Source organism: Brevibacillus sp. TJ4 (genome assembly GCF_044627595.2).
Classification (GTDB): Bacteria; Bacillota; Bacilli; order Brevibacillales; family Brevibacillaceae; genus Brevibacillus.
This window is the reverse complement of the sequence record NZ_CP185865.1, coordinates 1633169-1654808: the sequence shown is the minus strand read 5'-3', so window position 1 is coordinate 1654808 and position 21640 is coordinate 1633169. Positions and strand designations below refer to the sequence as shown.

Annotated in this window: 21 protein-coding genes and 1 pseudogene; 7 read left to right on the top strand and 15 right to left on the bottom strand. The window is 52.4% G+C overall.

Going from position 1 to position 21640, the window contains the following annotated elements; translation table 11 throughout:
- Positions 1-3: 3 nt before the first annotated feature.
- Entirely contained in the window at positions 4-597 is a 594-nt protein-coding gene (gene rsmD, locus ACAF76_RS07945; protein ID WP_400163391.1) for a 16S rRNA (guanine(966)-N(2))-methyltransferase RsmD, read from the bottom strand.
- Between the two features lie 409 nt (positions 598-1006).
- Between rsmD and ACAF76_RS07940 the strand changes: the two genes are divergently transcribed.
- Complete coding sequence (locus ACAF76_RS07940) at positions 1007-1150, top strand: hypothetical protein (RefSeq protein WP_400163390.1); 144 nt, start codon at positions 1007-1009, stop codon at positions 1148-1150.
- 80 nt (positions 1151-1230) lie between these two features.
- Here ACAF76_RS07940 and ACAF76_RS07935 read toward each other — a convergent pair.
- Positions 1231-2375 (bottom strand): IS3 family transposase gene (locus ACAF76_RS07935; RefSeq protein WP_421617675.1). Its coding sequence is split into 2 segments (ribosomal slippage): positions 1231-2102 and positions 2102-2375, totalling 1146 coding nucleotides; the frame shifts between segments, so codons are not numbered across the junction.
- 199 nt (positions 2376-2574) lie between these two features.
- On the opposite strand from ACAF76_RS07935, the gene ACAF76_RS07930 reads away from it, so the two are divergent.
- Entirely contained in the window at positions 2575-3546 is a 972-nt protein-coding gene (locus tag ACAF76_RS07930; RefSeq protein WP_400163389.1) for a Ku protein, read from the top strand.
- Positions 3547-3578: 32 nt separating this feature from the next.
- Here the strand turns inward: ACAF76_RS07930 and ACAF76_RS07925 are convergent, their stop codons facing one another.
- The 3 genes from ACAF76_RS07925 to ACAF76_RS07915 all read right to left on the bottom strand — a co-directional run bounded on the left by ACAF76_RS07925 (position 3579) and on the right by ACAF76_RS07915 (position 6368).
- Positions 3579-4484 (bottom strand): cation diffusion facilitator family transporter, encoded by a 906-nt coding sequence (locus ACAF76_RS07925; protein ID WP_400163388.1) that lies wholly within the window; start codon positions 4482-4484, stop codon positions 3579-3581.
- 360 nt (positions 4485-4844) lie between these two features.
- On the bottom strand, positions 4845-5228 hold the full coding sequence (locus ACAF76_RS07920) for a DUF1904 family protein (RefSeq protein WP_400163435.1): 384 nt from the start codon (positions 5226-5228) through the stop codon (positions 4845-4847).
- 204 nt (positions 5229-5432) lie between these two features.
- Complete coding sequence (locus tag ACAF76_RS07915; protein ID WP_400163387.1) at positions 5433-6368, bottom strand: DNA ligase; 936 nt, start codon at positions 6366-6368, stop codon at positions 5433-5435.
- A gap of 132 nt (positions 6369-6500) precedes the next feature.
- Between ACAF76_RS07915 and ACAF76_RS07910 the strand changes: the two are divergent.
- Positions 6501-6962: pseudogene (locus ACAF76_RS07910) on the top strand (HipA family kinase); the annotation flags it as partial.
- Positions 6963-7368: 406 nt separating this feature from the next.
- On the opposite strand, the gene ACAF76_RS07905 reads toward ACAF76_RS07910, so the two are convergent.
- From ACAF76_RS07905 to ACAF76_RS07890, 4 genes are read right to left on the bottom strand one after another with little or no spacing between them, the layout of a single operon-like run.
- Positions 7369-8697 (bottom strand): GerAB/ArcD/ProY family transporter, encoded by a 1329-nt coding sequence (locus tag ACAF76_RS07905; RefSeq protein WP_400163386.1) that lies wholly within the window; start codon positions 8695-8697, stop codon positions 7369-7371.
- 13 nt (positions 8698-8710) lie between these two features.
- Complete coding sequence (locus ACAF76_RS07900; protein ID WP_400163385.1) at positions 8711-8944, bottom strand: hypothetical protein; 234 nt, start codon at positions 8942-8944, stop codon at positions 8711-8713.
- A complete protein-coding gene (locus tag ACAF76_RS07895) occupies positions 8941-10176 on the bottom strand; it encodes a Ger(x)C family spore germination protein (protein WP_400163384.1) in 1236 nt (411 codons plus the stop codon). Before ACAF76_RS07895 ends, ACAF76_RS07900 begins: the two co-directional genes overlap by 4 nt.
- On the bottom strand, positions 10151-11737 hold the full coding sequence (locus tag ACAF76_RS07890; RefSeq protein ID WP_400163383.1) for a spore germination protein: 1587 nt from the start codon (positions 11735-11737) through the stop codon (positions 10151-10153). The genes ACAF76_RS07895 and ACAF76_RS07890 overlap by 26 nt, the downstream gene beginning before the upstream one ends.
- A gap of 146 nt (positions 11738-11883) precedes the next feature.
- On the opposite strand from ACAF76_RS07890, the gene ligD reads away from it, so the two are divergent.
- The 3 genes from ligD to ACAF76_RS07875 all read left to right on the top strand — a co-directional run bounded on the left by ligD (position 11884) and on the right by ACAF76_RS07875 (position 14071).
- Positions 11884-12789 carry a non-homologous end-joining DNA ligase gene (ligD, locus tag ACAF76_RS07885; protein ID WP_400163382.1) on the top strand — a complete coding sequence of 302 codons (906 nt, stop codon included), beginning with the start codon at positions 11884-11886 and terminating at the stop codon, positions 12787-12789.
- A gap of 84 nt (positions 12790-12873) precedes the next feature.
- Positions 12874-13668 carry a prolipoprotein diacylglyceryl transferase gene (gene lgt, locus ACAF76_RS07880; protein WP_400163381.1) on the top strand — a complete coding sequence of 265 codons (795 nt, stop codon included), beginning with the start codon at positions 12874-12876 and terminating at the stop codon, positions 13666-13668.
- A 157-nt stretch (positions 13669-13825) separates the two neighbouring features.
- The gene (locus ACAF76_RS07875) at positions 13826-14071 is read left to right on the top strand and encodes a hypothetical protein (protein ID WP_400163380.1); all 246 of its coding nucleotides are present in this window, start codon (positions 13826-13828) and stop codon (positions 14069-14071) included.
- 52 nt (positions 14072-14123) lie between these two features.
- On the opposite strand, the gene ACAF76_RS07870 is transcribed toward ACAF76_RS07875, so the two are convergent.
- The 6 genes from ACAF76_RS07870 to ACAF76_RS07845 form a co-directional block, all read right to left on the bottom strand.
- Complete coding sequence (locus ACAF76_RS07870) at positions 14124-15146, bottom strand: anion permease (protein ID WP_400163379.1); 1023 nt, start codon at positions 15144-15146, stop codon at positions 14124-14126.
- Positions 15139-15756, bottom strand: coding sequence for a DUF47 domain-containing protein (locus ACAF76_RS07865; RefSeq protein WP_400163378.1), 618 nt, complete (start codon positions 15754-15756; stop codon positions 15139-15141). Before ACAF76_RS07865 ends, ACAF76_RS07870 begins: the two co-directional genes overlap by 8 nt.
- 235 nt (positions 15757-15991) lie before the next feature.
- Positions 15992-16633 (bottom strand): metallophosphoesterase, encoded by a 642-nt coding sequence (locus tag ACAF76_RS07860; RefSeq protein ID WP_400163377.1) that lies wholly within the window; start codon positions 16631-16633, stop codon positions 15992-15994.
- Between the two features lie 4 nt (positions 16634-16637).
- A complete protein-coding gene (locus ACAF76_RS07855; RefSeq protein WP_400163376.1) occupies positions 16638-17708 on the bottom strand; it encodes an ABC transporter ATP-binding protein in 1071 nt (356 codons plus the stop codon).
- Positions 17705-19435, bottom strand: a complete 1731-nt coding sequence (locus tag ACAF76_RS07850) for an ABC transporter permease (protein ID WP_400163375.1) — start codon at positions 19433-19435, stop codon at positions 17705-17707. The genes ACAF76_RS07855 and ACAF76_RS07850 overlap by 4 nt, the downstream gene beginning before the upstream one ends.
- 10 nt (positions 19436-19445) lie before the next feature.
- Positions 19446-20558, bottom strand: a complete 1113-nt coding sequence (locus ACAF76_RS07845) for an extracellular solute-binding protein (protein WP_400163374.1) — start codon at positions 20556-20558, stop codon at positions 19446-19448.
- A 160-nt stretch (positions 20559-20718) separates the two neighbouring features.
- Here ACAF76_RS07845 and ACAF76_RS07840 point away from each other — a divergent pair, with 160 nt between their 5' ends.
- Positions 20719-21636: a LysR substrate-binding domain-containing protein gene (locus tag ACAF76_RS07840; RefSeq protein ID WP_400163373.1), complete on the top strand. Its 918-nt coding sequence runs from the start codon at positions 20719-20721 to the stop codon at positions 21634-21636.
- Positions 21637-21640: the final 4 nt, after the last annotated feature.

Sequence of the window (21640 nt, the reverse complement as noted above, 5' to 3'; positions counted from 1 at the left end):
TCCTTATCCCTGCGACAGCTCGGCAGGGTTCTCGGTCTCGGCGCTGTCCTCATACGTATACAAGGTAACGGCCGTATCTCCATATGTAGCAGCACGGTACATCCGGCACTTGCCGATTGTATCTGGCAATGTCACTTCCACGTCGTGTTCCGCCACGATCCAGGCGTCGTCGGCGAGCAAGTCAAGCTCTTGCATCGCGCTGATTTCCTGCACGATTTTTTGGTGGGCATAGGGCGGGTCCAAAAACACCAGGTCGAAGCGCACATTCCGTTTCGCCAGGCTGTTGAGCGCCCGCGAAGCATCGATCCTGTACAGCTCTGCACAATTCTCCAGCCTGCATGCCGCCACGTTTTGCTGGACGACAGCGAAAGCCTTTGCATCACGCTCGACAAAAACCGCCCGTTCGGCTCCCCTGCTCAACGCCTCGATCCCGAGGCTGCCCGTGCCCGCGTATAAATCCAGGGCCCATCCTCCCTCGAAGTACGGACCGATCATGTTGAAAATCGATTCCTTGACCTTGTCCGTCGTCGGGCGTGTCCCTTTTCCCGGCACAGCCGCCAATCTTCGTCCTTTATGTTCTCCTGCAATGACGCGCATCTGTCTTCACCTGTCAATGGCTATGTATTTTCATCCACTCACGTTTCCATGAGAATAATTTCATACTAACATAACTGCCAAGGCCGTAAAAGAAGCGGAAAAAAGATGAATGTGCCGTGTATATCTGGTACAAGATCTGGAAATGATTATGGATAGCGACGCACTGTTGTCGCTGACAACCGCGGAGAAGACTTACGTTTCCCCATAAGCTCTTCCTCCGGTTTCTCCTCTCCCATAATTGAAAAGCTGCCCACTTTCGCACACGGCGTGTCTGATAGGAGCATTCCGTGTCATCACTCCCGTGCCCGGGAGGAGTTGGGAGCTGCCTCATCGATTTGATCGATGAGGTATTTTTTTGCTTGAAGCGCACATACTACACCTTGTGCATGCCAAAAAGGGAGGAATTCTCATGGCCAAAAAACGTCCTTCGGAACAAAAGCAAAAAGCAGCAGAGGCACAATCCATTGCAGACCGGACCGGCAGAGGCGTAGAACATGCGCGAGACATGCAATCAGCAGCAGACCAGTCCGACATCGTCAAGCACGGGCAATAATCCGGTCATATATGCCAAAAGCCAGACGTAGCACGGGACTGACCCCCGTTTGTGAGTCAGGGATCAAAACACCTTTCAAGTTAAGCTGCCAGTCGCCTGTAATCCATCGGCGACTGGTTGTTTAGTTTCGTTTGAATGCGAATTGAGTTATAGTAGTGAATGTAGTCTCGAACGGTTTGCTCAACGATTGCAGTCGTTGTGCAGGTCAAACCTTCGAGATAGAACGTTTCAGACTTTAGTGTGGAATGGAACGATTCGATGGGGGCATTATCAGCAGGCGTACCCTTACGGGACATGCTCATGATAATCCCTTTTTCTTTTACCGCTTCTTGATATGCCTGTGACGTATAGACGCTGCCTTGATCGCTGTGAAGCATTGAACCTTCTGTGAGAGGCAGCTGATTCAGCGTATCTAATACAAATGCTGTGTCTTGTTTATCTGCTATACTGTACGCCACGATCTCCCCATTAAACAAGTCTAAAATGCTCGACAGGTACAACGTCTTTCCTCCAAACGGTAAATAGGTGATATCCGTCACGAGTTTTTGCATCGGTGCATTCGCCTCAAATTGACGTTGTAACTGATGTTCCGCTACATGGGCTGGCTGTCCTGTTGGCTTGCGCTTCTTTACCCTGACTCGACACTGTAGTCCCTCACGTTGCATGATTCGCTGCACACGTTTGTGATTAATGGACTGCTCTTTTCGAAGCAGCGCAGTAATCTTCCGGTAACCATAGCGGAATTTATGAAGGGTGCAAAGCTGACGAATCTTCTCGGCGAGCAGATTTTCTTGTTTTGTGGCAAAAGCTGCTTTCCAGCGATAGTATGTTGCACGAGCAACCCGTAGCAGTTCACAAGCTTGCGTGACGGACATTTCATCTCGAATAGATTCCATCCAGGCGACTACGGCCTCTGGTGACACCTCCTCTCCAATTCTTTGTACTTTTTTAGTACATCTAGCTGTTGTTTCAGGTAACGATTTTCTGCCTTTACTTGTTCAAGCTCTGAGGCAAACTCAGGACCTTTCCCAAAGCTATACTGCTTACCGACAGGCTGCCCCAGCCGATGAAGCTCACCATTACGATACCATGACATCCAAACTTTCAGTTGTGTTACATTCCTGATCCCTAGCTCGTCCATGACCACCTTTACCGGAATTCCTGCTAATCTCATTTTAATTGCCTGCATTTTCACTTCTACGGGGTAACTAACTCGTGTTGCCAACGCAAAAACACCTCCAAGTTGTTTTCCATATCTTACGACATGGTTCCGTTCACTTGAAGGTGTTTTAATTTGTCTCACGTTATGGGGTCAGTCCCCACATACGGCTGGCTTTTTCACTTTTGCATGCCCTCCATTTTCCGTCTTGGATCGCAGCTGTTTGGCGGATACTACGGGCAGAAGCAAAATCAGGAGGGATCGTATGCATACGGTGTGGAAAGGCTCGATCAGCTTTGGTCTGGTCAATATCCCGATTCGCATGTTCACCGCAACCGAAGAGCGTGACATCCGTTTCCGGCAGTTGCACAAGGAGTGCCATACTCCGATCAAATACGCGAAAATGTGTCCCCATTGCGACCGTGAAGTAGAGCCGGGCGAAATCGTCCGCGGCTTCGAGTACGAAAAAGGACGCTTCGTAATGATTGAAGACGAAGACCTGGAGGCGATCACGCCGGATACGCGCAGGGCAATTGAAATTTTGGACTTTGTGGACCTGAAGGAGGTAGACCCGATTTACTTTTCAAAAAGCTACTTCCTCTCGCCGCAGGAAACGGGGGAAAAGGCGTATGCGCTGCTGCGGGCTGCCATGCAGCAAACCGGCAAAATCGCCGTCGCCCAGGTCACGATGCGAAACCGGCAAAGTCTCGCTGTAGTACGGATGTACGAGCACTGCATGATGCTGGAGACGATCTTTTATCCGGATGAGGTGCGTTCTGTGCAGCAGGTACCGGCACTTCCCGAGGCAGACATCCAGTTGGCGGAAAACGAGTTGAAAATGGCGACAGAGTTGATCGAAAACATGACCACCCCGTTTGATCCTGCCAAGTATACGGACGAGTACCGCGCCCAGTTGAAAGAGCTGATCGAGAAGAAGCTGGAAGGAAAAGAAGTTACCGTCTCCCCTGCCGCTCCCCAGGCGAATGTGATCGACCTGATGCAAGCGCTGAAAGAAAGCCTGGCTGCGACAGGCAAGGAAAACGCCGGACCGCACAAGCTGGAAGCCGCCCCTACTCCGCCAACAGGCGGCACGCCAGCAAAAAAAGCCGGCCGCACGCGCAGCACAGCAAACAAACTGGACGCTGCTGCCCCCGCAAAAGCTGCTTCTGCTCCGGCAAAGCCCGGCACCACCACGACGACCAAAACCTTGCGGCGCAAAAAAGAAGCATCATCGTAAAGCTGCCCAGACAAAAAACGAAGCCCGGTGGTTCACCGGACTTCATTTTTTTTGCCGCCTTTTTTTATTTGTTCTCGCTCGGGTTCGATGTGGACATGTACGGAATGAATATTGTGCTCCTTGCTCATCTGGTCCTCAATCAAATCGCTGATATGATGGCTTTCCGCCACGCTAAGTCCCGGGTTGACGTGGATGACGACGTCGACCAGAACGCTGTTCCCGTGATACCGCGCTTTAATATCCCCAATCTCTGTCACGCCAGGAATCCGGGCAATCGTCTCACGCAAAATGGTCAGCTTGGACTGGTCGAAACCGTCCGTCAACCGATGTGTCGTATCCCGGAAAATGCCCCATGCCGTTTTTAAGATGATCAGACCGACGATCAACGCCGCCAGCGGGTCCAGCCAAAGCAGTTGAAATTGTGCCCCGGCCACCCCGACGAAGGTGCCGATGCTGACCAGCGCGTCAGCCCGGTTGTCCGCCGCAGCCGCGAGCAACCCCTGGCTGTTGGTCCGCTTGGCGAGTTGGTAATTGTAACGGTACACCCCAAACATGATCAAAGACGTAAACAGCGCTGTATATCCCGCCAGCATGCCGGGTGCTGTCGGGCTTGGATTGAACAGCGAAGGAATAGCGCTCGTCAGGACCTCAATCGCTACGAACAGCATAATAAAGGAAGCGATAAGAGCAGCTATCGTTTCCGCGCGAAAATGGCCGTACGGATGGTCCTGGTCAGGCGGTTTTCGCGAAATGCGCAGGCCGATCAAAACTGCGATCGAGGCGACGACATCGGTTGAATTGTTCAACCCGTCGGCCATCAACGCCTCCGATCCGGTATAGAGGGCAACTCCTATTTTCAACAGGGAACAAAATACGTAGGCGATGATGCTCAGCCAGGCACCTCGTTCACCTTGTTTCAAATCCGCATAAACATCCACACATCATCACCTCAAGACGTTCTCCACATACCCATTCCCCCACAAAACAAAAGGGATTCTACTATCCATTTTTGGTAAGCCAGTTCATCGTAACAGATCGTATTCATGTGGGTCTACAGAAACAGTTTTTGTCCGGTTCACGAGTATAGGCAAGGGGAAAATGTGTTGCACGACCGCAATCTTTTGGCTCATGGGCACTTTCGGCAGAAGACCACTCAGTCGCTCTGATTTTCGCAGATATTCTTTAGGATATCCTTTTTTACTGTTTCCCCCCATGGTCAAAGGCGGTTTTTACGCTTCTACAGATACCCGAAAAAGGCGCATCACGTAAAAAGATCGAGCCCACAGGGGACTCGATCTTTATGTTTTTTGTACAAATGGAATTTGCTGTACAGGCTGTCCTTCTCGATAATAGAGAGACGGCGACAAAAGCACAAAAAAGATGTGGACCTGCGTGTAGCCATGCTTGCTGAGAAGGTCATGGATCCGCTTGGCAATCGCATCATGCTTCGATTGTTCCCGGGGAAACATGTAGATTTCTACCGACAGTGGACTGTTCGCAATCACTTCCACCTGGATCGACTCTACTTTTACCTTCTCCTTGGAAACTTGCGCCAACTGAGAAAAGTCCTCTACGAGCTCAGGTGAAATTTCCCGCAAGAATTGCGAATCAAAACCTTTAAACCGAAGAAAAGGCAAAACTATTCCTTCTTTCCCTAATGTTAAGTGACATCGCGCTCTCATCCATAAGGAAGAGGGTATACCAGCGAGCGGACAGACCAGCCAGAAGGTGGGTGGACGTACCACAAGGCTTGCAATCCGCTCTGCCTGGTACAGCCGACGAGATGTAGAGTAAGCTGCTAGTATCTACTTGTAGTATACCCCCGCAAATTATACATAAGCAACGAAAAAGTTATATAAAATGCACACGATCGCCTGTTCCGCAGCTCATTCCGCGACACAGCTCGTAGGCGGCACATCCACGATAGCCTGAATACTCGGCTGCCGCAATGTGTACCCTGCCGTCCATTCGGCAAACTGCACCTTGACCGTGATCGCAGGTTCTAGCCAGACTGATTCCTTTTCCCTTGCTGGTGTATTGACAAAAGGCATGTCCTTTCGTACCAACGGCTTTATTCGCTCCGTCAGATCCCGCCAGTCAGCCTGTGTCAGCCTGCCTGTCCCTGCATGACCGATGTAAACAAGCTGTCCTTTTTCATCGTACAACCCCAACAGCAGGGCGTTTACGACCTGATCCCGCAGCGTCACGCCACCGACCACGGCGATGAGATCGCGGTAGTTTTTCTTTTTCTGCCATCGGCTGTCTTTCCCGCCAATGATATACTTGCTGGTCCGATCCTTCAGCACGATTCCCTCTAGCCCGTGCTGCTTGATGACATCAAACAACGCCGCACCGTTCTCATGGCAGCTTACCACTTGTACGCGATCGTTGGGCACAATGATGTCGGACAAAATACGGAGCCGCTCGTCCAAAGGGCGTTCATGGACCCACATCCCGTCGACAAACAGCACGTCAAAAATCATGTACGTAACCGGGACTTGCTTTTGCACCTGTGGAACTTTTTCGATCCGCCGTATGCCATCGCGGCGCATGACTTCGTGAAACGACGGTTTGCCATCCGCCCCGAGCGCAATCACTTCCCCGTCCAAAATGACGGAGCGGGCGCTACAGTACGAACGAATGTCGGCAACTTCCGGAAACTGATCGGTCCGCTCATGCTGCCGCCGATTGAAAAGCCGTGTCGTAGTGCCATCAAAATACGTCAAGACGCGGACACCGTCCCATTTCACCTGGGCAAGCCAGTCGGGTCCTTGGGGGATCGTCTCACAGCGAACCGGTTCCATTGGAAAGAGTGGATTCATCATTCACCTCGTCAGTTTCCTTTTTCAACGGATTGGCAATGTTACCTATCTGAGTGCTGCATTTTATGTTCAACTCCCCACTGCCTTTTTCATACGCTGAATACATGCATACATAAAGCAGGAGGGGGTACTGTGGAGAAATGGCGCTTCAAGCGGGTTCTTCGCAAAAGGTACGGCAGACAAATCTGGATTGTCCGCAAGCGCAACGGTAAGGAAGGATATCTGAAATTCCCGCTCGCCACCAATCAGAAAGCATACGCGATCCTCGTTGCCAACGAAATCATTGCAGCCAGCCTCGCCGAAAGCGTTGGACTGTACGTAGCCCGCTCCGGCGAAGCGGCGGTAAAGGGTCCGCAGAAACGGAAAAAACGAGGAGTCGTATCGGAAAAAAAGAAGGCCCAAAAGGTGATTACGTGGCGCAATGCGTATCCAAAAATCTCCCATGAACTGGAGAAGCACGTCGAGCAACTCGACCTGTTGGCTCAGATCGTCGTCTTCGATGCCTGGATTTTGAACCTCGACCGCACGAGTCGCAACCTGATGCTGTACCGAAACAAGGCGGACGAACCATACAAGTGGTACTTGATCGACCACGGTCTCGCCCTGTTTGGCACGCCCGAGAACTGGAAACGCAAATGGGCAAAAAAACCGCTGACCGACGCGAAATCGTACGAACATACCTTACATCCGAAAAAAGCGAAAACCCCCGTCTCGCAACGAGTACCATCCGGCTTCATCAGGCTCGTCCTCAACCACAGGCCGTCCCTTGACAACATGATCCGGACCATTACCAGCCTGCCCGTTCAAGAAATCGAGAAAGCGATCGAGAAAGTTCCCAAAGGATATCTCTCACATGCAGAAAGAGCGTTTGTAACAAACATGCTGCTTACCCGGCAAAAGGAGCTTCCCACGCTTGTTTCCGAGCTGCTGGATAAGTTTTCGCATAAAAAAAGGAAAAAACTAGGATCAACTGTCTGAATCCCAAAAGCGACAACTGTCATTACTCGGTATGCTGCACGTTCTTTTCCTTGCGGTGATAATGGTGGCTGACGATCTGCATCTCCAGGTAACTGGAAATCACCGCGATCACAAAAAACGTCAGGTAGCAGATGGAAATGATCAAACCCGGCGACAAGTACCATTCATACAGGATCTTTCCGATCACCACGGAGACCATGCTGCCGAGAATAGATGCATACGTAATTCTCGCCATCCACCGCCGTTTGCGCAGCGAACGGGTGTCATCTGCTTTTTGTTCCTCGCGGTGGGCAGCTCCGATCAGGAGAATGAGAATGACCGGAATATGGATAAACCACATGAATGTAGTGTAGCCATAGCTGAAAAAACTCTGAAGCTGCCTGGCATTGTAAAAAGAAAGGAGGACGGTTCCGACCAAAAAAGACCCGAGCGCTGGACTGTACACTCCGTAGTAATTGTTTTTGGAAAAGGAGCTCAGCCCCACCATAAACGCCAAGTAGCCGATCATCACCTTGATGGCGAACGCCGGGAACCACAGACTGAGCAGCAACAGTTCGACACGATCCAGAAAATCGGTGATATGGATCTCCTGGATCAAAGCCCATGCAGGGTAGTTGAGACTGCCGCCAATCTTGTACCCCATTACACCCAGCAGCACGAGCAGCACCACGGTAATGACAAAGCCAGCGAGGACAATTCCGTGCTTCATCGAGACAAACAGCAGCCGCGGATTGGACATGGACGGAAGAAATGCGCCAATCAGCAGGACATCTCCGTACAAGCCCGTCGTCATGTAATTGGCTGCAAAGATATCGAACAAGCGGGACGTAAAGATCGGTTCAAACCACTCGAGGGAATACTCATTAGCCAGCAAAAGTGTAGTAGACAAGCACATGATACAGTACAGAGGGAAAAACATCTCATTGACCCTGACTACCGTGTCCAGCCTGCGGTACGACATGATCAGCAGCACAAACACAATCAGTAGGATTCCGAGCGGTGTTCTTGGCAACAGACCCTCTTTGAGAAAATGGGATACTCCTTTCATGTCGATCGTCAGACTGATCCAGATATAAAACAGTAACGCGAGATTGATCAGCCCTCCCACCCATTTGCCACAGACGATGAAAATGACTTCAAACAGTGATTTCCCCGGAAACTTTCGGACGACCTGCATCAGCACAAAGGAAACAAAAATTGCGTACAGGATAGGGATCATTTGGGAAAACCATGAATCCATATGAGCAACCCGAATAATGGATTGCAAAAACGCAATCATAATTCCGGTCATAAGCTGGCTGCCGACGAGCCAGGCGATCTGCCGGTGGTTGACCACGAGTTCCGTTAACACAGACGATTCCCCCCTAGTTCTCCCCCAACCACATTTTTACCGGGGGTGTAATCCATTGCTCCAAATACGTAGCCGGCATAACGGGAGTCGCTCCATTCATCAAGAGCAAAAAACAGAAAAGCGAGACGACGTACAATACTCCTATGAGCATCTTCTGGATTTTCGCCAAATGCTTTCGGTGCCAAACATAGTAGAACATCGTCAGGAAGATCATACAGCCGTAGACAATCGTGAAAAAGGGATTCACTTGCTGCCCTCCTCCATAATGTTGGTCGTCGTTTGACCGCTTTGGACCAGTTTAATGGTGCATGTCACATCGACGGTGATCCGGGGCAATTCCTCCTCTCCCCATCTGTCCTTGTACTGCTCTTGCCACGCTTTCGGAAAATGGCGAGCTACAGAGATGCCCAGTCCCAGTGTGTCAGCTCTGTTCTCCTTCATGCTTTTCACCAGGTTTTTGATTTGTCGGGACAGCTTCTCGTTTAATTTCTTTTCCAAGTCTCTCATCACGACCATATCCCCGACATTGAGCGGGCTGAAGTTTTCGGTTATGATGGCGTACGCATTGACCTTGATATGAAAATGGAAGTGTCCTGGTCTGCGGACAGGCTCGATGCGCGAATGTCCTTCGAAAACGTCAAAACTGACGTGATCTGTTTGATTCAGATTGAGGACCATCGTATACGGCAAAAAGCCTGGCTGAAACCCTTTCAGACAGGTCAGAGCCGACAGTCCCTCGACTTCGATCAGCTTGTCACCCCGAAAAATCCCGATGCCGGTAAGCTCCAATTCTTTGGATTTCGCGACTGGATTGGTCTTGACCGTGGTGAACATCGGCAAAAAGGCGTCCAGACCGGGAGTGCTGATGCGCTGCGCCAAATCCTTCAGGTTGACCGGAATCGCCACCTCCTTCACCAATTCCCGAATCGCTTCCCCGGAAAATAGCTCGAATTGAGGCTGCGCCATCAACAGGTCCGCCCCCTTTCCGCGTGCGAGGGCAATATAGGCGGTCAAGCGATTCTCCGGAAAGCGGGACACAATGTCGAGGACATCCCGTATACCGCTTCGCGCCAGCTCCTCGCCGATAACGACTACCCGGTGGTGGGCGTAGTATACGTGCCGCGGCAGCCGCGACTGCATGATCGCGTTCGCTTCCCGGAGTGTCCGCGCGACGGCCGAATCGACGTAGAATCTCCCGCCTCCTCCACCTCCGCCTTCTCCCGAGGGACCTCCCAACTGGCTGACTATAGGTACCTGGATCGAGAAGCGGATCATCCCGTCATCCTCTTTGTCGATAGCCATGGCGACAACGAGGGCGATGTCGTTTACTTCCCGCCTGTCCCAACATCCTGCGATCAACAACGTACCCGCCAAGAACAGGAGCATCGACGCGATCAGTCCGGAGCGCTGCCGCCCCCGGACCCGTTCCGGATTTGCCTGCGCAGCAGGCTCCCTATTGATGATCCTCGCTTTTTTCAAGCTGTTCTTGATCTGCCTCTGCTTCTTTGCGCACAAAGTCTTCACCTATCCGTCTGTTGTTCTGGATTTTCATAAAATCAGGCCGCATGGTCATTTTCATCCATGGAGCGCGAACCAGCACATCCTTCAAGTCTCGGACCGACATCGGTGCCACAGGCGACAAGTACGGAATGCCAAAAGATCGCAAGTTTGCCATATGCCCGATCACCAGCATAAGCCCCACGAGAATCCCGTAAATCCCCAGGATGGAAGCGGCAATCATCAAGGGAAAGCGAAGCATCCGCAAGGCGATCGCCAGGTTGAAGTGGGGTATTGTAAACGAAGCGATCCCTGTAATCGAAACGACAATGACCATCGGAGCGGAAACGATTCCCGCTTGCACCGCTGCCTGCCCCACTACCAGTGCGCCTAAAATGCTGACCGCCTGTCCGACGGTTTTCGGCAGGCGGATCCCCGCTTCTCTCAATGCCTCAAACGCAACCTCCATAATCAGCACTTCGACAATGGCGGGAAACGGAATCGCTTCCCTTGCTGCCGCAATGCTGAGCAACAGCGTGGTAGGCAGCATTTGCTGATGGAACGTCGTAATCGCCACATATATCGCCGGTGTCAACAACGCGATCACAAAAAACAGATAGCGCAGCCAGCGGATCAAGGTACCCATCTGGAAGCGCTCGTAATAGTCCTCACTCGCCTGCATCATCATCCAGAATGTCGTCGGGACGAGCAGCACCATCGGCGTCCCATCGATAAAGATCGCTACCCTGCCTTCCAGCAGCGAGGCTGCTACCGTGTCCGGCCTCTCCGAATACATCACCTGCGGAAAAGGAGACAACAAATTGTCTTGAATCAGCGATTCCAGGTAACCGCTCTCCAGGACTGCATCGATTTCAATTCGCTTGATCCTGTTTTCGACTTCTTCCAAAACTCGGGGATCGACGATATTTTCGATAAAGGAGATGACTACATTCGTATTGGACTCGCGACCGACAACCATCGATTTCATTTTGAGGCGAGGTGTCTTCAGCTTTCTGCGCACCATCGAAGTGTTGGTGCGGATGTTTTCCACGAACCCTTCGCGGGGACCGCGTACGACTGCCTCGCCCTCCGGTTCGTTGACAGACCGTTTTTCCATACCGCGGATGCCGAGAGTCAGCGCCTCTTCGTTTCCCTGAACGAGAATCCCGGTATCTCCGGAAAGCACTGCCTCAAGCAGTTGCTTGTAATCATATACCCGGGAAATCTGGCAAACCGGAAGCAGCGCCTTTTCGATCACTTCGATGTCGGGGGGACCATCCTCCAGGAGCATCAAGGCTTTTAAGGCTTGGTTCACCTCACTCGTGTCAATCAGACCGTCCACGAATACGGCGATGGCATCCACGCTGTTTTTCAAGGTGAACTTGCGGAGTACAAAATCAGAGGAGTCGGAAAATAGCTTTTCCAACAAAACTTTATTCTCCTCGATTTCGGAACTGATCGGCACTCCTTCCAGTTCGGCGACACTTCTTGTTTCCAAAGCGTCGTTGCTCGTATCCTTCCGTTTTCTGCCCATGCCCTTCATTTGTCTTCTCACCAACTATCGGGAAACTACCAGTATTATGCTTGCAGGCATGGAAATATATGCATCGGCATCGTTGGCTGCCGGCTGCATAAGGCTTTCTTTCCTGCGGCAAAGTAGGGGCACATGCACAGAAGGGAGGGTGCCCTATGAGTGTAGTCGCTGCACACTACCAACTTTCCTTGAACGGCCATACTGTCGCCATTACCAACCCCGACAAGCCGCTTTGGCCGTCGGCACAGGTCACGAAGCTGGATTATATACGGTATTTGCTGCTCGTAGCCAAGCCGATGCTGGCTTACACCCGCAACCGGCTGCTTACCGTCATTCGCTATCCGCACGGAGTCGGCGACAAGCATTTCTACCAAAAAAATGTTCCGGACTACGCGCCCGACTGGATTGCTACACAGGAATGGGAACAAGTTCGTTACGCCTTGTGCAATGATGAAGCGACGCTGATCTGGATGGCCAATCAGGCTGCGCTTGAATTTCACGTTTCGTTCCACCTCGCTGACGATGAGATTCCGACCGAACTCGTCTTTGACCTCGACCCCTCGACGGACGACTTCAGTGTCGTCATCGAAGCGGCCCTGCTGCTCAAGGACCTGCTGGACGAGCTGGGCTTGCCAAGCTGGATCAAAACGTCCGGGGCCAGCGGTTTGCAAGTGTACATCCCGATTGAGCGGCGCTACACGTTTGAGCAGACTCGCCAGGTAGGACAGTTTATCGCCAGCTATCTCGTGGAAAAGCATCCTTCCCTGCTGACGATCGAACGACTGGTCAAAAACCGCGGGGAAAAGCTGTATATCGACTACCTCCAGCACTGGCGCGGAAAGACATTGGCTGCTCCCTATTCCACGCGTGCAAAAGAACGGGCAACGGTATCCACCCCCCTGCGTTGGGAGGAAGTCCCGAATGCCCATCCCTCGCTGTACACGATCAAGACGGTACCTTCCAGGCTGGAAACCATGGGAGATCTGTTTGCGCCGGTCTCTTCCCCTTCATCGCTGTCTTCGCTGGACCCAATCCTTTCCTTTCTGCGCACCAAAATGTAGCAACGGGTGTCATTCCGTTGGCGTCTCCCCTTTTATCTGTGCTATACTTGGCTGAGACGTTTTTTGGTCAAGGGGGATTTTTGCATGATTGATCCGGTGGCAATTGACCTTGGATTTATCAGGGTTCACTGGTACGGCATTATAATGGGGCTGGCCTTTTTAATTGGGACGTATTTGGCACGCTACAACGTAAAACGCTCCGGACTCGATCCTGACCATGTCCTGAACATGGTCGTCCTGATCATTCCTGCGGCGATCATATGCGCCCGTGCGTATTACGTTATTTTTGAATGGGACCAGTACAAAGACAACCTGCTGTCCATTTTTTACGTCTGGCAAGGCGGACTGGCGATCCACGGCGGTTTGATCGGCGGGGTACTGGCAGGTGCCTGGTATGTGCGCAAACACAATCTGCCGTTTTTCCGACTCGGTGATGCCTTCATGCCGAGCGTGATTCTCGGACAAGCGATCGGACGCTGGGGCAACTTCATCAACCAGGAAGCTCACGGCGACGTAGCCCCTGCCGAATTCATGGAGAAGTTTCCTGCTTTTATCCGCGAGCAAATGTACATCGGCGGTCAGTATTACCATCCGACATTCCTGTACGAGTCGCTCTGGAACCTGGTGGTATTTGTCATCCTGATGCTGATGCTGCGTTTCTTCAAAAAATTTGACGGACAGATCATGTTCAGCTATATGATTCTGTATTCGCTCGGACGCTTTTTCATCGAAGGCTTGCGGACAGACAGCTTGCTGATCGCCGATACGCTGCGTGTCGCCCAGCTCGTCAGCCTTTGCCTGATCGCTGCAGGCTTGATCCTGATGCTGATCTTCGCCCGAAAAAGCATGCGTTCCAAACACGAAGACCCCTCGAAATAGCAGCATATCAAAACAGAAAAAGCAGCCAATCTATGGAACGAATTCCTGGTTGGCTGCTTTTTTGTGCTGGGAATCCAATTTTTTGTACAACCCTCGTCTGAATTGTCATAAAACCGGAAATACTGATCATACAAACAAATGGGAAGGAGTGTCTTGCATGAGCGACGACAATTTGCTGGAACAGTACCTGGACCGTCCCGTCCGCGTCCACTTTGCACCGGGGATGCTGGGGCCGGGATTGGCTGCTTATATTGAAGGAAAGCTGTTTGACTACGACGACGAGGCGATCATGCTGGAAGAAAAGGATGGTTCGCTTGCGTACATTCCCGTTTCTGCCGTGCGCATGGTGCAAATCAAGCCGCGAGCTGGCTTGTGGGAGCGCCTGATCGGCTCGGGCAACTAAAAAAGAGTGTTTTCCTTGCCGCCTGGCAGCAAGGAAGACACTCTGTTGACACTTACAAAAACACGTCCAGCACGACGTAGCTGGCTGCTGCCAACAGCCCGGTAATCGGCAGGGTAATCAGCCAAGTGATCACAATCCGTCCTGCCACGCCCCATTTTACAGCGTTCAGCTTTTGCGATGCCCCGACACCGAGGATCGCGGAGGTGATGACGTGCGTTGTACTGACCGGCAGCTTCAATGCGGTAAAAATCGTAATAATCAAGGCCGATGACAAGTCAGCAGAGAAGCCGCTAATCGGTTTGATCTTCATAATTTTGCCGCCCAACGTCTTGATGATGCGCCAGCCACCAAAGGCTGTACCCGCTGCCATGGCAACGGCGGCGGCAATTTTTACCCATAACGGAATGATAAATTCACCAGGCTCCTGATGCAAAAATCCTCCCGACACCAATGCAATCGTAATGACACCCATCGTTTTCTGCGCGTCATTGGCACCGTGGCTAAACGACTGCCAGGAAGCGGACAACACTTGCATCATGCGGAATTTGCGATTGGTTTTATGATAAGCTGTGTTGGCGACCAGCTTGGAGACCAGCTTAATGACGATAAAACCAACGGCAAATGCCACCAGTGGAGATACGATCAGGGCTTGTACAATGCTGATGAAGCCTGCCCAGTTGAGCGAATCAAATCCTGCCGCTCCAATTGCTGCTCCTGCGACCCCGCCGATGATCGCATGGGAAGAGGAGCTCGGAATCCCGAAGTACCAGGTAATAATATTCCATAAGATCGCTGCAATCAGCGCAGCCAAAACCACGACGAGTCCGTTTTCCAGTTGGAACGGGTCGGTGATGCCTCCGCCGATCGTCTTGGCGACACCCGTATACGATAATGCACCTATCAAGTTGAAAGAGGAAGCGATAATAATTGCCGTCCGTGGACTGAGCGCCCGGGTAGATACGGAAGTCGCAATCGCGTTGGCCGTATCGTGAAACCCGTTGATAAAGTCAAAACTGAGCGCCATGACAACCACGAGAATCAGCAACATCATTTCCGGTGTCAGGAGATCAAGCATTTTTCAGCACAATCCCTTCTACCAGGTTGGAGACATCTTCTGCAAAGTCAGCACAGTCCTCGAGCTTGTCATAAATTTCCTTCAGCTTGATTGCTTCAATCGGGTCTGCGTTTGGCGCATTGAGCAGATCGGACACCATTTTCCGGTAGTTGGAATCGGATTCATGCTCCAAGTCCTTGATTTCCACGGCGATTTTGGAAACAACCTCGTGGTCCAGCTTGCGCAAAGTACGAATCAGTTCAATCAATTTCGCTGAACATTTCACCAGGATGTTCGCTTGTGCCAGTACGCGCGGGTCCGGCTGGCGAACCTGATACAGGTACATGCGGTCTGCGACGCCATCGATGTAGTCGATCATGGAATCCATCGTATGGGCTAACTGGTGAATATCTTCGCGCTCAAGCGGAGTGATAAATGTGGAGTTCAAAGCGTTCATAATCTGGCGAACGATTTCATCTCCTTCTTTTTCAACAGCCTTGATTGCCTTCACCTTCGCTTCTACGTCCTGGTAGTTGCCGATCATTTCGTAGAACAGATGTGTCCCTTTGTGCACTGTGGCAATCTGCTGTTCAAACAGATCAAAGAAGATGTGTTTTTTCGATTTCAACATACTCTCCAAGTCACTCCTTTGGTAAAATCACACCTAACCGATTATAGCGGACAATAGTGTTAAGGTAAATTTAAAAGCAAGGCAGAATGTGTTATTTTTTGTTTAAGATAATATTAAGATTTTGTAAATTCTCTTTACAATATCATCCCGTTTTGTCCTCTTTACAAAAGGAATGGCAGGGACATGAAACGTCCCTGCCATTCTTTTTTTATCATAATGCCAAGGCTGCTTTTCGTCACGAGGCGGCCGTCGGCTTGATTTTCTGACATACAATCCGGTCTGGGAAAAGGACCGATACGGACCATTGCAAGCCGTCGGTCAGGTCGACCAGACTCAAGTCATAGCCGTGGCCCGCACCGGTATCGATCCCCAGTTTGCCATCACCGTACCAGAGCTGGCCGGGCGATACGCCCAGCCGAAAGGTAGAGGTGTGGCCAAACACAATGATTTTGTCCTCAAACGGCGGCGAGTGAAAGAACGGTGCGCGAATCTCTGTCAAATCTTCGGCCGTTTGCGCGTCAAGCGGAACACCGGGCTTGATCCCGGCATGTACGAACAGGTACTGTTCGCATGTTGCCCATAGCGGCATGTTCGCAATCATTTCCTGGTAGTTGACTGCTCGAGGAGCCAGACAGGCAATTTCGTCCGGCAGTCGGTGCAGCCATTTGCGTTCGTTGTTTCCCTGCAAGGCGACGGCACCACTGCGGCACAGATCCGCTACCAGCTCCAATGTCCCAACGGAATCAGGACCTTTGTTCACATAGTCCCCGAGCAAATACAGACGATCTGCTCCTGGATCGTACTTTGCCCGCTCGAGGAGCGCTTCCAGCAAACAGCCGTACCCATGAATGTCTGAAACAGCGTATATTTTGCCCATCTGTTTATTGCCCACCTCTGGCGTACAGCATCGTTTGCTTCGGAGAAAGCCAGACGGTCACTTCACTGCCTGGCTCAAGGCTTTTGTGATGAAACAGATGAATCGGCTGTTGATCGGCTGTCTCGACAATCACTCTCCAGCGCGTACCTTCGTACACTGTTTGCACGACCGTGACTTTCAGCAGGTTGTTGGCATCTCCCACTTTACCATTGTGTATGCTGACGGATTCGGGATGGACCATCAACACGACAGGGCCTGTCACCGACTCTTTGCCCGTCCACTGTCCCGTGATGGGGCTGCCTGCGAGCAGCGCCACGTTTTTCCCGTGATCGGCAAGGCTGGCCTCCAGACGGTTGTGGTATCCCATAAGCTGGGCGACCCACGGACTTGCCGGACGTTCAAACAGCTCACTCGGAGTTCCAAACTGGTCGATCATTCCGTCACGCAACACAAGAATACGATGGGCGATCGTAAATGCTTCCATGCGATCATGCGTCACATACAGACATGCGATCGACAGTTCCCCCAGCAATCGTGCCAGCTCGCCGCGCATGTCTGTCCGCAGCTTGACATCGAGATTGGAGAGCGGCTCATCCATCAGCAACAGCTTTGGCTCTGTCGCCAGCGCTCTGGCGATGCCCACCCGCTGCTGCTGTCCGCCGGAGAGTTGTGACGGCAGACGATCGAGCAAGCCGTCCAGCTTCAAGAGCGATCGCAACTGATCGATGCGCCTCTCCCTTTCCTTGCTGTCCAGTTTCCGCCGTTTCATCCCGTATTCCATATTTTGTTTGACCGTCATGTGCGGCCATAGCGCATAATCCTGAAATACCATGTTGACCGGACGATTTTCCGGCGGAATGAAATGTCTGCCCCGCTCGACGGTCACTCCCGCCATCTCTACCTCGCCCGAATCAATGCGCAGCAATCCGGCAATCATCTGCAAAAGCGTAGACTTGCCGCAACCGGACGGACCGAGGATGCAAATGCGCTCACCCTCTGCCAGATCAAATGTGATCGGCTTTAACACTTGCTGTCCTTGAAATGATTTGGATACGTCTTTCACCCTTACGATCATCTGTCTCTCCATCCTCTCCCGGCTTGATTGCGATCCAGCCATTTCCATGCCAGACGCCCGAGACCATGTACTGCTGTAATAATGACTACCACACTGACACAGCTTACTACCGTCGCAGCCGTGGCATACCCGTACCGTGAAAATTCAAAGGCTTTGTCGATCACCAGCGGCAGCAGCGAGTAGTTGGCCGGGCGCAGCATCGACGCCAATGCCAGATCAAACACGCTGGTCCCGAATGAGGCGAGTGTCGCAATCAGCAGGGACTGCCGGACAAGCGGCATGACGATGTCGCGCATGCGAGCGAATACGCTTGCCCCCTGGATCGCTGCTGCTTTCAGCATCGTGCCCGACAAGTTGCCAAACGCGCCGAGCTGAACCCGTACAGCGTACGGAATCGCTCCGGCGATGCCAGCCAGCACGAGCAGCGAAGGCTGGCCGTACAGATGCAGCCCGAGCGGCTCCAGCCACTTTTGATTCCAGATGAAAATATAGCCGATTCCCAGCACGACGCCCGGTACCGCCAGCGATATGATCGAGAACAATTGCAGCATCGGCTTTAGGCGGGATTCGGTAAACGTCAGTACATATGCCACGACGAAGCCGATCAGCATGCTGAATACGGCAGTCGCAGAGGCAATTGCCAGAGAATGGGACATCCCTTCCAGGTAATGCAGGTAGCGATGATCCCCGGTCTGGCCGGCGAACAGCTCGCGGTAATGGTCCAGCGTGAAATTTTCCGCGACGAACCCGCCGCCTGTCTGTTTCAGTACGGACACTGCAGCGCTCGTGCCTACGGGAATCCCCAGGCTCACAAGCAAAAACGCGATAATGGACAAATTGCAAGCCCAGGCGTAGCGCGGTTTTTCCTTCTGAAGTTTGACCGCCCTCGCATTGAGGAAGTCATACCTCGCTCTACGCTGTACAGCCATCAGCAATGCCATCGCCAGGGCGAGGATCAGTACCAGGTAAAAAGCGAGCACGCCCGCCATATCGAAGCGCACGGGAGACTGGTAAATGGCAGAATAGATGGAATACGTCAGCGTAGGGAATTTGTACACGGTTGCCAAGGCAGCAGGCAAGCCAAAGTCGCCGACCGTGTCCATGAAGACGAGCGTCCAGCCAGCCGCATAAGCGGGCAGTGCCAGGGGCAGCTCGACCGTCCGCCAGACCGTGAACGGCGTCGCTCCGTTCAATCTTGCGGCATAGCCGAATTGCTTCATGCTCCACTCGGAAGCTGCCAAAATGGCCAGATAAGCAAGCGGAAATTTGCTGAGCGCCATGACAAACACAAGCCCCATCGGCTGAAAAATGAACGAAGTGACCCACGACCAGCCCAGCCATTGGTTGACCAGACCGTCCGCGCTGGCAAACAACACCCAGCCCTGGGCAATCATAAAGGACGGCGCAATCAAGAGTACCCATGCCCCCAGATCGAGCAGTCGTGCGGCGGCAAAATCCCATCTGGCGCGGATCGTGGCCAGCAGCCCGCCAATTATCGTGCCCAGCGTAGCCGTTCCCAGGGCCAGCATCACGGAATTGAAAAGCGATTGTCTCCACAGCGGCCGATGAAAGATTTCTCCCAACAAGCCGATACTGGTCGCCTGTACTTGCCCAAAAAAGAGTCCGGGCAAAACGACATTCAATAAAACAGCAAGCAGCGGCAAAAAAATAAAGAGAAACAGGAGGAGGGTTACCCCGCCTCCATAGCGAGCTTCCGATGCGTTCATCCGCTTTGTCCTACCTTACAGATTGATCCGCAAACCAGGTTTTGATCGTCACTTCATGCTCGGATGCCCACTCAGCCGATGGCAGCAAAAAAGTCCCGTTCGGTTCACGCTCGCTTCGTGCCGACACCCCTTCTGCCAGCGGGGTAAAGAAGCTGTCTGTCGATTCGAGATTTGTCAGCATCTGCTGGGTTTCAGGCTTCAGCATGTATTCCACAAACGCTTTGGCGGCTGCTGGGTTTTTCGTGTGCTTGCTGATCGCCACAACACGCAGGCTGCCTGGCGCTCCTTCCTCAGGCCAGATGACCTCGACAGGCTCACCCGCGAGCTTCAGTTCATAGGCGTTGTGCTCCTGCAGGGCGGCGACCTCGATTTCCCCGCTCAACAGTGCCTTTCCGACAGGACCGTTCTTCGGATATACGTGAAAGCCATCCGCAAAGCGTTGCGCGTATTTTTTTTCAGCTTCCTCGACGCCCCATTTTTGAAAAAAGGCGGATACGAGCGGATAGGCAGGCGCGGCTACAGCCGGATCAGCATGTCCGACCGGACCCTCGTAGGCAAAAAATTCTTCCCATGTTTTTGGCGCTTTCTCCGGCGACACGAGTGTCGTATTGTACGCGATCAGTGCGGCTGCATGAATTCCGACCGGATAGTAAGCCAAGTCGTCAGGCACGTAGCTTGCGCCAGTCTGACTCAGGTTCCCGAGGTTTTCCGGCTCCCAGCCTGTCAGCAAAAAATCGCGGTCAGCCAGGTTGCGCACCGATCCGTGTCCGTCCATCATCAGCACATCCCACTGCGGATTGCCTTGCTCGGCCTCAATTTTCGCCAATGCCTCTCCCCCGCCGTAATGGACGGCTTCCACCTTATAGCCTGTTTCTTCCGTAAATTTCGGGGCGATAAAATCGACAAAATCATTTCCGTACAAATAGATCGTTTTTCCGGTGTCTTCGGCAGTGTCTACCCCCGTCTGTACATTCGCTTGCCCGGCTGCGGATGTGCTGCCCGGCTCACTTCTTCCCGCTTCACCCGGATTGGCCGATGGCTGCTGGCCACAAGCGGAAAGCAATACAATCAGGGACGCAAGCGCGGTGAAAGCTCCGTTTTTCATTCTCTTCTTCTTGTTCATGTCGACCTCCTGTTTTTCCATTGCTTTTGATCTTGATGCAAGCGTACCGCACCAGTTTTAACGGAAAATTAGCGCTCGGTTAACATGAAGTTAAATTGTATCTAACAAATGAATTGTAAGATTAATGTCATCGATGATTGTAAGCAGAAAGGGGATGCCCATGAACTTACAGCAACTGAAAGTGTTTGTGCTTACCGTTGAATTGAAGAAACTCTACCTCGTCGCGCAGGAATTGAACATTACCCAGCCTACCGTGACCTTTCATTTGAACAAGCTGCAGGAAGAGCTGGGAATCGCGCTGTTTCACACCAAATCCTATCACGTCATCCGGCTGACGGAAGCCGGTCGGGCTTTCTATCATTATGCCTCGCAGATTTACTCCCTGTCCGTCGAAGCGGAATCGACCATGGATATCTACCGGGGAAATGCAGCCGGACAGCTTGCCATCGGCAGCACGCACACTCCCGCGACCTACCTGCTGCCCCCGCTTTTGCAAGCGCTGCAGTCCAGCTACCCGGGTTTGTCCGTCTTGCTGGACGTCCGCCAGGCAGGACTGATTTTGGAGAAGATCAAAAAATACGAGCTCGATATTGGCATCGTCTCGAATACACGCATCGCAGACTCTGATCTGATCGTCCATCCTTTGCTCCAGGATGATCTGGTGCTGATCTTCACCCCTGACCACCCGTTCGCAGATGCCGACGAACTGACGCCGGACGCGCTTGCAGAGTATCCGTTCGTCTCCCACGAAGCGGGCTCGATCAGCAAGCAGCTCATAGACCGCTGGGCGGACAAACACGGCGTGCAACTTCGCGTCTCTCTGGAGATTTCCGGAACGGAGGCTCTGAAATCGGCCGTGCGGCATCGACTCGGCTTTGGCATGATCGCGGAAGCATCGATTCAGCAAGAATTGGCAGAAGGCAAGCTGCAGTCCAAACCGATCCCCGGCTGGACCCCCGAACGCCACATCTACGCCGTTCGCCATCGCAACAAACTGGTCAGCCCCGCCCTCCACATGTTCTGGAACATCCTCATCGACAATTATACAGACCGCCCCGACGGCCACCGCCTTTCATAACGCA